The 12813-nt window shown below is 71.5% G+C and carries 11 protein-coding genes; 3 read left to right on the top strand and 8 right to left on the bottom strand.

What is annotated here, in order from left to right:
• Positions 1 to 34: 34 nt before the first annotated feature.
• Complete coding sequence (locus FLL47_RS02720; protein ID WP_144118805.1) at positions 35 to 688, bottom strand: MBL fold metallo-hydrolase; 654 nt, start codon at positions 686 to 688, stop codon at positions 35 to 37.
• A 142-nt stretch (positions 689 to 830) separates the two neighbouring features.
• Entirely contained in the window at positions 831 to 1490 is a 660-nt protein-coding gene (locus tag FLL47_RS02725) for a GntR family transcriptional regulator (protein ID WP_186315531.1), read from the bottom strand.
• A 380-nt stretch (positions 1491 to 1870) separates the two neighbouring features.
• On the opposite strand from FLL47_RS02725, the gene FLL47_RS02730 reads away from it, so the two are divergent.
• Both FLL47_RS02730 and FLL47_RS02735 read left to right on the top strand, forming a co-directional pair.
• Positions 1871 to 2929 (top strand): 3-deoxy-7-phosphoheptulonate synthase, encoded by a 1059-nt coding sequence (locus FLL47_RS02730; protein WP_144118807.1) that lies wholly within the window; start codon positions 1871 to 1873, stop codon positions 2927 to 2929.
• Between the two features lie 197 nt (positions 2930 to 3126).
• Positions 3127 to 3495, top strand: coding sequence for a VOC family protein (locus FLL47_RS02735; protein ID WP_144118808.1), 369 nt, complete (start codon positions 3127 to 3129; stop codon positions 3493 to 3495).
• Here FLL47_RS02735 and FLL47_RS02740 read toward each other — a convergent pair whose 3' ends face one another.
• The 4 genes from FLL47_RS02740 to FLL47_RS02755 form a co-directional block, all read right to left on the bottom strand.
• Positions 3496 to 3744 carry an SCO4848 family membrane protein gene (locus FLL47_RS02740; protein ID WP_144118809.1) on the bottom strand — a complete coding sequence of 83 codons (249 nt, stop codon included), beginning with the start codon at positions 3742 to 3744 and terminating at the stop codon, positions 3496 to 3498. It abuts the gene before it with no gap.
• Positions 3745 to 3797: 53 nt separating this feature from the next.
• Positions 3798 to 4400, bottom strand: a complete 603-nt coding sequence (locus FLL47_RS02745) for a TetR/AcrR family transcriptional regulator (RefSeq protein WP_246157455.1) — start codon at positions 4398 to 4400, stop codon at positions 3798 to 3800.
• 196 nt (positions 4401 to 4596) lie between these two features.
• Positions 4597 to 6744 carry a YhgE/Pip family protein gene (locus FLL47_RS02750; RefSeq protein ID WP_246157456.1) on the bottom strand — a complete coding sequence of 716 codons (2148 nt, stop codon included), beginning with the start codon at positions 6742 to 6744 and terminating at the stop codon, positions 4597 to 4599.
• Positions 6741 to 7472: an ATP-binding cassette domain-containing protein gene (locus FLL47_RS02755; RefSeq protein ID WP_144118811.1), complete on the bottom strand. Its 732-nt coding sequence runs from the start codon at positions 7470 to 7472 to the stop codon at positions 6741 to 6743. Before FLL47_RS02755 ends, FLL47_RS02750 begins: the two co-directional genes overlap by 4 nt.
• A 122-nt stretch (positions 7473 to 7594) precedes the next feature.
• Between FLL47_RS02755 and FLL47_RS02760 the strand changes: the two genes are divergently transcribed.
• Complete coding sequence (locus FLL47_RS02760) at positions 7595 to 8032, top strand: GNAT family N-acetyltransferase (RefSeq protein ID WP_144119010.1); 438 nt, start codon at positions 7595 to 7597, stop codon at positions 8030 to 8032.
• 72 nt (positions 8033 to 8104) lie between these two features.
• Here FLL47_RS02760 and FLL47_RS02765 read toward each other — a convergent pair whose 3' ends face one another.
• Complete coding sequence (locus FLL47_RS02765) at positions 8105 to 9103, bottom strand: LacI family DNA-binding transcriptional regulator (RefSeq protein WP_144118812.1); 999 nt, start codon at positions 9101 to 9103, stop codon at positions 8105 to 8107.
• Between the two features lie 197 nt (positions 9104 to 9300).
• Complete coding sequence (locus tag FLL47_RS02770) at positions 9301 to 12759, bottom strand: galactose-binding domain-containing protein (RefSeq protein ID WP_222105942.1); 3459 nt, start codon at positions 12757 to 12759, stop codon at positions 9301 to 9303.
• Between the last annotated feature and the right edge of the window lie 54 nt (positions 12760 to 12813).

Here is a 12813-nt window from a genome sequence, read left to right on the forward strand (position 1 = left end):
CGTGGGGGCCCGGCGGTTCGATCACGTCGGTCCGTCACCAGCCGCGGGCGCGCCACTCCGGCAGGGACGGCCGCTCGCGGCCGAGCGTGCTGTCCTTGCCGTGACCGGGGTAGAACCAGGTCTCGTCCGGCAGCCGGTCGAACAGCTTCGTCTGGACGTCGTGCAGCAGTGACGCGAACGCCTGCGGGTCGCCCCAGGTGTTGCCGACCCCGCCGGGGAACAGCGAGTCGCCCGTGAACAGGTGCGGTTGCCCGTGCGGGTCCCGGTAGAGCAGCGCGATCGAGCCCGGGGTGTGCCCGACGAGGTGGATGACCTCCAGCTCGGCCTGCCCGACGCGTACCGTCTGTCCTTCCTCGACGGTCTGCGCCTTGACCGGCAGCTCCTCGGCGTCGTCCGGATGCGCGATCGGTGTCGCGCCAGTCTGCGCCACGACCTCGGCGAGCGCCTGCCAGTGGTCGCCGTGCCGGTGCGTGGTCACCACGGTCGCCAGGCCACCGTCGCTCACGAGCGCCAACAGGGTGTCCGCGTCGTTTGCGGCATCGACCAGCAGCTGCTCGCCGGTGTGCCGACAGCGCAGCAGATACGCGTTGTTGTCGTGCGGCCCGACGGAAACCTTGCTGATGACCAGATCTTCGAGCTCACGCACATCGGCAGCCGCCCCGCGGCGCACATCACCGGTATAAGACACACCCGCAGCCTAACCCGGCGCCACCCGCCCGGCGCCCGAAGTTCCACGCCCCAAGATCCCGACGGTCTTGCGCAAACGGCCCCGTGGCCGCCCGTGACGTGGGTACACCCACGCAAGATCGACCGCGAGCGAGGGGCAGGGGTTAGAAGAGGCGGGCGAGGATCAGGGCCAGGGCTTCTTCGGCGTGGTGGCGGGAGAGGTCGGCGGCGCGGTCGGCGTTGCGGGTGCGCAGGGCCTCGACCAGTGCCTGGTGTTCGGTCTGGGCGGCGGTGATCTCGTCGGGACGGTAGTGGGCGGCGATCTGGTCGTTGAAGTAGTAGAGGTGGTTCTGTTCGATGACGCGGGCCAGGCGGGGGTTGTGGGCGGCCTCGACGATCAGGTGGTGGAATCGGTCGTTGAAGACCACGAACTCGTCGGGCGGGCCGCCGGCCGACCAGGTGTCGCAGTGCGCCGCGATGGCGGCGAGCTCCTGGTCGGTGGCGCGCTGGCAGGCGAAGCGGGCCGCGAACGACTCCAGCGCCATTCTCACCTCGTAGATGGCCACGATCTCGTCGCGGCCGTGCTGGCGCACGATCCAGCGGCGGCGGTGGGAGACGATCAGTCCGTCGGCGGCCAGCCGTTGCAGGCTCTCCCGGATGGGCGTACGGCTGACCTGGAGCTTCTCCGCGATGACGGCTTCGACCAGCGGCTCGTTGGGGCCGATCTTGCCCAACACGATCTGGTCGCGCAGCCACCGGTAGACGTTGTCCGACAGGGTGCGGGTCACGTGCATCGGTTCGGCGGGCAGATCTGCTGTGGGCACCTGGCCGCCTCCTCGTCGTGTCCGTCTCGAGCGCCCACAGTAAACGTATCGACGTGACGGCTGCCATGAGTCCATCACCACAGCCGCGCTCGGCCCACCCGGTCGGCCGGGAGTTCTCGGCCCCCCTGTCCGGTTCCGTCCGGACAGCAGTCTGGATCGATCCGGTCACATGGGGTAGGCTTCGCTCCGTGGTTCGCATGTATTGGCGCTTTACGCTGGCTCTGGGTGGAGCCGGCGGTTCTATGCGCTGACCGCGATTCCACCCAGAGCCAGCAGGGCGAAGACGTCTCGTCTTCGCCCTTTGCCATGTCATGGACGGGCTGGCCTGGGACATTCCGAGGTGCGGGGCCCGTCCCCCCACGGAACCGGGAGACGCTCCGATGACCCAGACCAACGACGTCCACGTCCTGTCCTTCGAGCCGCTGCGCCCGCCGCGCGAGCTGCTCACGGAGCTGCCGCTCGGTGATCATCGGGCGGCGCTGGTGGAACGGTCCCGCCATGAGGTGCGGGAGGTGCTCACCGGTCGCGACGACCGGCTGCTGGTGGTGGTCGGCCCGTGTTCGGTGCACGACACCGAGGCGGCCATGGACTACGCCCGACGGCTGGCCGAGGCCGCCAGGCAGCACTCCCGTGAGCTGTGTGTGGTGATGCGCGTCTACTTCGAGAAGCCGCGCACCACGATCGGCTGGAAGGGCCTCATCAACGACCCAGGGCTGGACGGGACCTACGACGTGCACCGCGGGCTGCGTACGGCGCGGGCGCTGCTGCTCGACATCCTCGACCTGGGCGTGCCGGTGGGCTGCGAGTTCCTCGACCCGACCAGCCCGCAGTACATCGCCGACGCGGTGACCTGGGGTGCGATCGGCGCCCGGACCATCGAGAGCCAGGTGCACCGCCAGCTGGCGTCCGGCCTGTCCATGCCGGTCGGGTTCAAGAACACCACCGACGGCGGCATCCAGGGCGCGATCGACGCCTGCGAGGTGGGCCGCAACAGCCACGTCTTCTTCGGGGTGGACACCGACGGCCGGGCGGCGATCGTCACCACCACCGGCAACGAGGACTGCCACGTGATCCTGCGCGGCGGCCGCAGCGGCCCGAACTACGGCCCCGAGTCGGTGACCTCGACGCTGGCCATGACCGAGAAGGCCGGCATGAAGCACCGCCTGGTCATCGACGCGAGCCACGGCAACAGCGGCAAGAGCCACGAGCGCCAGGCCGTCGTCTCCGACGAGATCGCGGCGCAGGTCGCGGGCGGCCAGGCCGGCATCGCGGGCGTGATGCTGGAGAGCTTCATCGTCGCGGGCCGCCAGGACCTCGACTCCGGGCCGCCGCTGACCTACGGCCAGAGCGTCACGGATGCCTGCATGAGCTGGGAGACCACCGAGCAGACCCTGGCCACCCTGGCCCAGGCCGTCACCGCCCGCCGCGCGGCCGTCTGATCCACCGGGATTTCCCGGCGCGCCGAGATCGCCGTTTCCGGCCGGACCAGCGGGTTCCGATCGGAAGCGGCGATCTTCGTATGCCCGCCCGAAGTCAGCGGGCGAGCAGACGCTCGGCGATGGCGTCGAACACCGCCAGGCGGCACGCCCCGTGCGGGGCGGATGCGGGATCGGGGGCCGCCGCTAAGGTGACAGGCATGCTCGATCACCTGTCGATCCAGGTCGCCGACGTCGAAGCGGCCGCGTACTTCTACGACACCGTGCTGGAACCGCTCGGTGGGCGGCGCATTCTGGAGTTCGGCGACGCCATCGGCTACGGCGTCAACCGGCCGGTCTTCTGGCTCGGTCCAGTCACGACGGAGGGCGTCGCGCGCGAAGCGCACATCGCCTTCGTCGCCGCCGATCGCGCGGCGGTCACCGCCTTCTTCGAGGCGGCCGTGGGGACCGGTGCCGAGGTGCTGCACGAGCCGCGGATGTGGCCCGAATACCACGAGAACTACTTCGGGGCGTTCGTGCGCGACCGGGACGGCAACAACGTCGAGGCGGTCTGCCACCTGCCCGGGTGATCAGCGCTCGCGGCGCGCCGCCAGCACGCCCTTGACGCCGAGCACGGCGACGGTGGTGCCGATCGCCAGCGAGGCGCCGATCAGCAGCGCGTGCACCCACAGAAAGCTCGTCGGCGAGCCGTCGCCGGACACGCCGGTCGACCAGGCCCGCGGGTCGTCCCAGATCGCGAGGGCGAACCGCGGCCAGATGAGCCAGGTCCACACGCCGACCCCGATCAGGAACAGCGACCAGCCCCGCGACAACCTCATAACCGGCGAGTATGCCAGTCAGCGCTCATCCGCCCGCACCTGGAGCACGCGGGTCAGGGCCGGACGTTGACGGCGGCGCGGCTGCGCACGATCGCGAGCACCGCCGACTCGACCTGCTCGATCGGGCGCTCGGGCGTGAACACCAGCCAGTCGAGCGCCACCACCAGGCACACCCCGAACAGCGCCGAGGCGGACAGGCGCACGTCCAGGTCCGCGGCGAACTCGCCGCTGTCCACGCCCGCCTGAAGGGTCGTGGCGATCACGGTGATCGCCTCCTCGCGCAGCAGGTGCAGCGTCTGCTGCCAGTCGCGCTGGGTGCGCCACATCTCCGACAGCAGCAGCTGCGCGAAGGACCGGTAGCGCTGGATGAAGGCCAGTTCCGCGCGGACCAGGGCGGCCACCGCGTCGGCGGGCGGCCGTTCCGCGATCGCCGCGCTGAAGTCGGCGGTCAACAGGCCCACTCCGTAGCGCAGCAGCTCCTCGAAGAGCACGCTCTTGGAGGCGAAGTTGTAGTACACGGTGCCCTTGGCGACCCCGGCGCGCTCGGCTATCTGATCCACCGTGGTGTCGGAGAAGCCCTGCTCGGCGATCAGCGCCATGGTCGCCTCGAACAGCTTCTGCCGCGTGGCGTCCCGCCGGGCGGTCCGTCCGTCCACGCCGCGCCCTCCTACCTCGATCAGGGTCTGCATGGTCTCCCGAGCCGCAGTTTCGGGGAAACTGCGCCCATCGGCACGCCGATTCGTGCACTTTCCCCGGAGCTGCGAGCCGCCGCGGGCATGCGACTCCACCGTGCCACAGGTTCATGGTCGCCTTGGGCGAGGGGTGGGAAGTCGCCTGGCGATGGCGGAGGGCTCACATGGTGAGGGCGGGGTGGAGTTTGTCGGGGGTCAGGCGGCGGGCGCGGGAGGCGGTCAGGGTGGTGAGGGTCAGGGCGAGAGCGGCCACGCCGAGCAGGACCGCGACGCCGGTGACGACGGTGGCCGTGGAGCCGCCGAGGATGAGCCGGCGCAGGCCGTCGACGACGTACGTCATCGGCAGGTACGGGTGGATCGCCTGGAAGAAGCCAGGGCTGGTGACCACGGGGTAGGTGCCGCCCGAGCCGGTGAGCTGGAGCATCAGCAGGATCAGGGCGACCAGGCGGCCGGCCGAGCCGAGTGCCGCGCCGAGCAGCTGCAGCACGGCGGTGAAGGCCAGCGTGGTGGCCAGCAGGTAGCCGTACATGCCCCAGGGGTGCGCGGGGTCCAGGCCCAGCGCCAGGAGCAGCACCGCGTACAGAACGGTGGCCTGGGCGAATCCGACCGCGACCGCGGGCCGCCAGCCGGCCAGTGCGACCCGCCAGGCGGGGGCGCCGGTCATCACGTGCCGCCGGGTCAGCGGCCGCAGCAGCATGTACGTCAGCATCGCGCCCACCCACAGCGCCAGCGCCAGGAAGTACGGCGCGAACCCGGCCCCGTACGCGGCGGCCGCGTGCCACACGTCGCGTTCCAGGGTCACCGGCGCGGCCAGCACCCCGGCCCGCTGCGCGCGGGTGTCCGCGTCGTAGCCGGGTACCTGCGACGCCCCGTCGGCCAACCCGGCGGCCAGCGTGCGGGCCCCGTCGTCGAGCCGGGCGAGCCCGGCGGCCAGCTCGCCCGCGCCACCGGAGAGCCGGACCAGCCCACCGTCGAGCTGCCGCGCCCCGGTGGACAGCCGGTACAGGCCGCCGTGCAGGGACTTCGCGCCCGCGGCGGCGCCGGCGACACCGCCGTGCAGCCGGTCCGCGCCGGTGGACAGCGCGGCCAGTCCCGCGGCCAGCTCGTCGACGCTGCGCCGGGCCGCGGCGACGTCGTCGGCCAGGTGCGGGGCGGCCCGCGCGACCGTGCGGGCGGCCGCCGCGACCTCGGTCAGTTTCGCCTTGACCTGCGGCAGCCCTGCGGTATCGAGTCGGTGTGCCAGGTCCTGCGCGGCGTCGGCGGCGGCCGAGGCGGCCCGCCGGGCGGCGGTGAAGGCCGGGTCGTCGGCGAGTTCGGGGTGCGCCTCGGCGAGCGCGTCCAGCGACGTGACGACCTCCGCGGTGCGGCGTACGGCCTGGTCGGCGAGCTTCGGCAGCGCGTCCAGACGGGTCGCGAGGGCGTCGGCCGCCGCCGCGACGGAGTTCGCACCCTGCTCGATGGTGTCGGCGTGCTCGCGCAGCACCGGTTCGACGCGGTCGGCGGCACCGTCCACGGTGGACGCGAGCTGCGCACCGCCCGCGGCGGCCCGGGCCGCGCCGTCGGCGAGCTGCGCCGCGCCCGCTTCCAGGGTGGCCAGGCCGCCGGCCAGCTCGCGGGAGCCCGACTCGGCCCGCGCCAGCCCGTCGGCCAGGGTGCCCGCTCCGTCCCGGGCACTGTGCGCACCGTCGGCCAGCGCGTCCGCGCCGTCCCGGGCCTCGCCCGCGCCGCCGGCCAGCTCACCCGCGCCGCCGGCCGCCTCACCCAGCGCCGACCTCACATCAGCGAAGCCGATCAGCATGCCGTCGAAGTACTTCGCCGCCGCCGATTCGGCCGCCGCCGCCCGGATCTCGGTGAACGCGCTGCGCGCGAGCATCCCGGAGATGTAGTTGACCCCGTCGTCGCTGACCACGGTGAGCTGCCCGGCCCGGGCTGCCGCAGCCGGGTCCGGCCCGGTGACCAGCGCCGCCGAGAAGTCCGCCGGGATGCGCAGCATCAGCTGGTAGGTCCCGTCCCGCAGCCCGTCCACCGCCTGCGCCGCGTCCACCCGCTGCCACCCGAAGACCTGCCGCTGCTCCAGCTCCTCGGCCAGATCCCGCCCCGCGTGCACCTGCCCGCCGTCCGGGTCGCTCGCGGTCCGGTCCTCCACCACCAGCGCCACCGGGATCCGGTGCATGTTGCCGTACGGATCCCAGAACGCCCACAGGTACAACGCGCCGTACAGCAGCGGCACCAGCGTCAGCACCACCAGCGCGGCCCGCGTCATCCGATGCCGCCGAAAACGCCGCAACTCCAGCCTGCCCAGACTCACCGCCCCACCCCCACCCACGAAAGGAAGGGCACCTTCACATCGCTATGCGTTGTAGAAGGTGCCCTTCCCAACCTCCGCGGAGCGGAAGCGCTGGTCAGGGTGCCCAGCGGAGTGCCGGCGACGCGCGGACCGTCGTCGCCGACCGCGGCAGCGCCGGTCACCGTGCCCCGCGAAACGGGAGCGCCGGTCAGGGCGGCGGCTTCGCGGCATACGGCGATGACGGCTCGGCCGGTCGCATCGAGCTCACTGAGCAGGGTCTGTGTCTCGGCGGGGGTCAGACCCACGTCGATGTCGTCGACGAGCAGCACGTCGGGGTCCTCCAGCAGGGCAAGCTTGATCATCAGGCGGTGCCGGCCGAGCGGGGACAGGTCGCGGACCAGTTCGTCGGATTCGGCGGCGAGCAGTGCATGCCGGCTGCGCCGGTGCCAGGGCCGGACCTGGCCGAGCAGGCGCAGCCGCTCCCCGACGTGCTCGGCGACGGTGAGCGCGGGCTCCGGCTCGTTGACGCCGGGGACCAGGCCGAGCGCCGTACGCCCGCGGGTCAACCTCCCGTGCGTGGTGCGGAAGCGGCCGCCGAGCGCGAGCAGCGCGCTGGTCCGGCCGCCGCCCGCGGGGCCGGTCAGCGTGACCAGCTCGCCCGGATGGACCACCAGGTCGAGATCCCGGAAGACCCACCCCCGGCGGGTACGCAGTCCGAGCCCTTCGGCCCGCAGCAGTGCCCGTTCCACGCCGCCCCCAAAGTATTTGAACCGACTAGTCAGTTCAAATACTCACTCACAGCGGGACGCGATCGGAAGTGAGGGTGAGGCGTCTCACCGACTACGATCCAGAGGTGATCTCGGCAGAGCCAATGATCTTCCGCACGGCGAGCTTCCAGGACCTGGACGCCACTACCCTCTACGCCCTGCTCAAGCTGCGCGTGGACGTCTTCGTCGTGGAGCAGTCGTGCCCCTACCCGGAGCTCGACGGCCGTGACGGCGAGCCCGGCACCCGGCACCTGTGGTACGAGGTGGACCGCAGGCCCGTGGCCTACCTGCGCATGCTCGAGGACGCCGAGCCGGACGGCCCGGTGTGCCGCATCGGCCGGGTGGTGACCGCCCCCGAGGCGCGCGGCGACGGCCTGGCCGGGCAGCTGCTCACGGCGGCGCTGGCCGCGGTCGGCGACCGTCCCGCGGTGCTGGACGCGCAGTCGCACCTGGCGAAGTTCTACGCCAAGTACGGCTTCGCCGCGAGCGGCCCGGAGTTCCTCGAAGACGGCATCCCGCACGTGCCCATGCGCCGCGGCTGAGCGCTGGTCGTCGCGTCGTTCGGCGGACACGACGGCCACGGCCCAACCGGCCACGGCTCAGGAGCAGGCGGCTCAGGAGGCGGCGGCGACCACCGCGGTGGAGCCGCGCACCACCAGCTCGGGGTCGAACAGATACTCGTCCGGGGCGACCTCGCCACCGTCCACCTGCGACACCAGCATGGCCACCGCGGCCTGGCCCATCGCACCGATGGGCTGGCGCACCGTGGTCAGCGGCGGGTCCGTGCATGCCATGAAGAGCGAGTCGTCGTATCCGACCACGGAGATGTCCTCCGGCACGCGCAGCCCCATCCGGCGCACCGCGCGCACCGCACCCAGCGCGAACACGTCGGAGGCGCAGACCAGCCCGGTCACGCCCTCCTTGATCAGCCGCACGGCCGCGGCCTGCGCCGCCTCCATGGAGTAGATGGTGCGCGCGACCGGCGGGTTCTTCTGCCCGGTGCGCTTGCGGAACGCGGCCAGCTTGCGTGCCGACGGCACGTGGTCGACCGGCCCGAGCAGCAGGCCGATCTTCGTATGGCCGAGGGACGACAGGTGGCCGTAGGCCTGATCGACCGCGACCGCGTCGTCGGCCGCCACGACCGGGAAGCCCAGACCGTCTATGGCAGCGTTGACCAGCACCACGGGCAGGCCGCGCTGGCGCAGCCGGTGGTAGTGCTCGTGCTCGGCGTCGGCCTGGGCGTACAGCCCGCCCGCGAAGATCACGCCGGAGACCTGCTGCTCCATCATGATGTCGACGTACGCCGACTCGGCCACGCCCTCCTCGGTGCGGGTGCACAGCACCGGGGTGAAGCCCCGTTGCGCCAGCGCCCCCGCCACGATCTCGGCGAACGCCGGGAAGATCGGGTTCTGGAGTTCGGGCAGCACCAGGCCGACCAGGCGCGCCCGTTCCCCGCGCAACTTGGTGGGCCGCTCGTAGCCGAGCACGTCCAGGGCGGTCAGTACGGCGGTTCGGGTCGCTTCGGAGATGCCGGGCTTGCCGTTGAGCACACGGCTCACCGTCGCCTCGCTCACCCCCACGTACTTCGCCACTTCGGCGAGTCTGCGCGTCACGCCGGTTACTGTAACCGGCCCGCTGCGTGACGGTGGCCGGGCGAACCGGTAAACCGGATCACGTTACGGCCTGGGGCGACTGCCCTGCCGGTGTTAAGAAGGGCACCTTCTACATCGCGGAGCGATGTGAAGGTGCCCTTCCTTTCACTCAACCGGTGGAGAGGGCCGCTCACCCTCTCCACCGGGGCTGGGGGGAGTTACGAGGCGTAGACCTCGTATTCGGAGAGCTGGCCGGCGGGCCAGCCCGTGTTGCCGGTGAAGCTCAGGCGCAGGTAGCGCTGGCCGGTCGCCGGGAACGTGATGGTGACGGTGTTGGCCGAGGACGGGTTGAAGACATACCCGGCCGAGGCCTTGACCGTGCTGTAGGAGGAGCCGTTGGTGCTGCCGAGGACCGACAGGGTCTGGGTGCGGGTGGCCCAGGCCGACGCGGGCGGGAGCTTGAGCACGACGCGGGAGACCGAGGTCGTCGCGCCGAGGTCGACCGTGATGGTCTGCGGCCAGGCGTTGTTCAGCGACTCCCAGTAGGAGTTGGCGTTGCCGTCGACCGCGTTGCCCGCGCCGTACACGTCGGCGTGGCCGCTCTCGGTGACCGGGCGGTTGAGCGCCAGGTTGGTGTTCGCGACGACGCCGTTGCCCGACAGGTTGATCGTGTGCGGGCTGCCCGGCGCGTTGCTGGTGAAGCTGACCGAGCCGGAGCGGGCCCCGGACGCGGTCGGCGTGAACGTCACCGAGATCGTGCAGGACGCGCCCGCCGCCAGCGAGGAACCGCAGGTGGTGGTGCGGGCGAAGTTGCCGGTGATGTTGACCGCGCCCAGCGTCGCCGACGCCGTGCCGGTGTTGGTCACCGTCACCGACTGCGCGCCGCTGGTGCTGCCGACGGTCTGGTTCGCGAACGACAGGCTCGACGAGGACAGGCCGATCGCGGGGGTCTGCGGGGGCGGGGTGCCGTTGCCGTACACCTCGAACTCGCTGAACTGCCCCGCGGGCCAGCCGGTGTTGCCGGTGACCGTCACCCGGACGTAGCGGCGCGACGCGGCGGTGAAGTTGATCGTCGCGCTGTTGCCGGTGGCCGGGTTGAACGTGTAGCCCGCCGAACCCGCCAGGCTGCTGAAGTTCGAGCCGTCCGTCGAGCCCAGCACCTGCAGGGTCTCGGTGCGGGTGCCCCACGAGGGCGGCAGCTTCAGCACGACCTGGTTGACGGTCGCGCTCGTGCCCAGGTCGACCGTGATCGACTGCGGGAAGGCGTTGTTGTTGCTCTCCCAGTACGTGTTCACGTCGCCGTCGACCGCGTTGCCCGAGCCGTAAGACTGCGTGTGGCTGGTCTCCGTGGTCGGGCGGCCCGCGGCGAGGTTGCCGTTGGGGTTGAAGCCCATGCCGGACAGGTTCACCACGTGCGGGTTGCCCTGCGCGTTGCTGCCCACGGACAGCTGCCCGTTGCGGGTGCCGGTCGCGGTCGGCGTGAACGTCACCGAGGCCGTGCAGCTCGCACCGGGTGCCAGCGTCGTGCCGCAGTTCGTGGTCCGGGCGAAGTCACCGCTGACGGCGACGCCGCTCAGGTTCGCGGTGATGGTGCCCGGGTTGCTGACCGTGACCGTCTGCGCGGCGCTGGTCGTGCCCACGTTCTGCGTGCCGAACACGAGGTTCGACGTGCTCAGGCTCAGCTGCGCCGAGGGCGGCGGCGGGGAGCTGGGCGGCGGTGGGCTGTTGCTCGGCGGGGTGGAGCCGCTGGTCCAGACCGGGGTCGGCCAGATGCCGGTGCAGGCCGGCGGGTTGGCGTACCAGCCGGAGTTGGTGCCCACCTGGGTGATCTGGAACGACGGGCCCACGCAGTTGTGGATCGGGTTGCTCTGCGCGATGCCGGTCGCGGTCACGTTCTCGAACGTGGCCTGGCCCTGCGACTGCACCTGCAGCGCGTACGTGCCCGCGCCGATGATGCGCACGTTCTTGAAGTGGATGCCGCTGGCCCCGCCCTCGATCCAGTGCAGCGCCGCGTAGGAGCTGTCCAGGATGTCGGCGTCGGTGACGTTGATGGTCGCTCCGGCGATGGGCTCGTTGAGGCCGGAGAACCAGATCGCGCCGACGCCGAAGTTCCAGTTGTAGTCGGAGTTGCCGGCCCGGATCAGGGTGTTGCGGGCGATGGTGAAGGTGCCCGCCACGGCGGTGCCCTGGCCCGAGTTGACGCCCGGGTAGCGGTTGCCGATGTGGATGCCGCCGCCGTTGGTGATGGTGTCCGCGACCACGTTGTCCGTGATCTTGATGTCGCGGCCGCCGTACGACACGATGTTGTTCGCCAGGATCGTCACGCCGACCGTGTTGAACGAGAACGTGTTGTTGACGTTCGGGATGCGCTCGGGCCACATCGCCAGGCCGTCGTCACCGGTGTTGCGGACGAAGGTGTTGGTGACCGTCGAGTTGGTGACGCCGGTGTGGAAGTTCACGCCGTCGGCGGTCTGGTCCAGGATCACGCTGTTGCGGATCGTGAAGTTGTCCATCGGGCCGTCCATCCAGGCGCCGACCTTCGTGTGCTGCATCCACACGTGGTCGACCACCGAGTTGGTCATGGCCCCGCCCATGGCGTTGACCTGGTCGTTGTCCTCGCGCTCGCGGATGTCGCCGATGATGGCGAAGTCCTTGAGGGTGACGTTGCGGCTCGGGCCGCCCGCCTCGTGCGCGCGGATCTCGCCGCCGTAGCCGCCGCCCGCGACATACTTGCCGTAGACGCCCACCGCGCGGTTGCGCTGGGTGGGGTGGCGGCCGGTGAGCACCGAGTGCCACATGCCCGCGCCCTGCAGGGTCACCCCGTCGACCACGATGTGGTCCCAGACGGTGTACGTGCCCGCGGGGATCCAGACGACCCGGCCCTGCGCCCGGCCCGCGTCGACCGCGGCCTGGAACTTCGCCGTGTTGTCGGCGGTGCCGCCGTTCGGGTCGGCGCCGAAGTCGGCCACCACGTCGATCGCGTTGGCGGGCTTGCTCTTCGGCCCGCCGACGACCTCGAAGTCGGCCAGGTCGATGGTGAACGTCGGCGACTGCGCGGTCGAGTTCACCTGCAGCCGGATCTTCGTGCCCACCGGGTACGTGCTGCCGAGCAGGCTGCGCTGCTCGTCGTAGAAGTGGTGCGGGTTGGTGTCGTTCGGGTTGTTGTTGAACGGGTAGCCACCGTAGTACCAGCCGTACTTGGAGGTCACCGGGACGGTCTTCAGCAGCGACCCGTTGACCCGCAGGTCGATGGTGGCGTCGCGGCCGGTGCCCGCGCCGTTGTCCGGCAGGCTGTACCGGAAGTTGATCGAGTCGGCGGGCGCCGAGAGGGTGAACTCGACGTACTCGCCGACCGCGTCGAGGACGACGGCCTGGCGGCCGGACGCCTCGGAGGCCAGCTGGCCGTAGTAGCGGGTGTGCGCCAGGATCGTGCCGTTGGTCGGCTGCTCCTCGGCCTCGAACTCCTTGAACGCGACGGTCGCGCCGCGCCCGGCGATCGAGAACGGGGAGATCGACGCGACCTGCTGCAGGTCAGGGCTCGAGGTGCCGAAAGCGGTGACCGCGACCAGCGCCACGCCGGCCAGCATCGAGCTGGCGGCCGCGGCGGCCAGCCCGGTGCGGCGGCGAGGCGCTGACGCGCGGCCCGTCGGGGCGGGTGGGGTGCTGTGCTCGTTCATTGCCTGTGCTGCCTTCCGGTGGGGACGGGTGACCGGAGCGGAGTGAGGCGGCGC

The sequence above is a fragment of the Catellatospora sichuanensis genome (assembly GCF_007483665.1).
Taxonomy (GTDB): Bacteria; Actinomycetota; Actinomycetes; order Mycobacteriales; family Micromonosporaceae; genus Catellatospora; species Catellatospora sichuanensis.

What these genes read in the sequence shown, in the direction of transcription:
- FLL47_RS02730 (WP_144118807.1), top strand. Translation starts at nt 1,871, where the DNA reads ATGACCCAGACCAACGACGTCCACGTCCTGTCCTTCGAGCCGCTGCGC.
- FLL47_RS02735 (WP_144118808.1), top strand. Translation starts at nt 3,127, where the DNA reads ATGCTCGATCACCTGTCGATCCAGGTCGCCGACGTCGAAGCGGCCGCG.
- FLL47_RS02740 (WP_144118809.1), bottom strand. Translation starts at nt 3,744, where the DNA reads ATGAGGTTGTCGCGGGGCTGGTCGCTGTTCCTGATCGGGGTCGGCGTG.
- FLL47_RS02760 (WP_144119010.1), top strand. Translation starts at nt 7,595, where the DNA reads ATGATCTTCCGCACGGCGAGCTTCCAGGACCTGGACGCCACTACCCTC.
- FLL47_RS02770 (WP_222105942.1), bottom strand. Translation starts at nt 12,759, where the DNA reads ATGAACGAGCACAGCACCCCACCCGCCCCGACGGGCCGCGCGTCAGCG.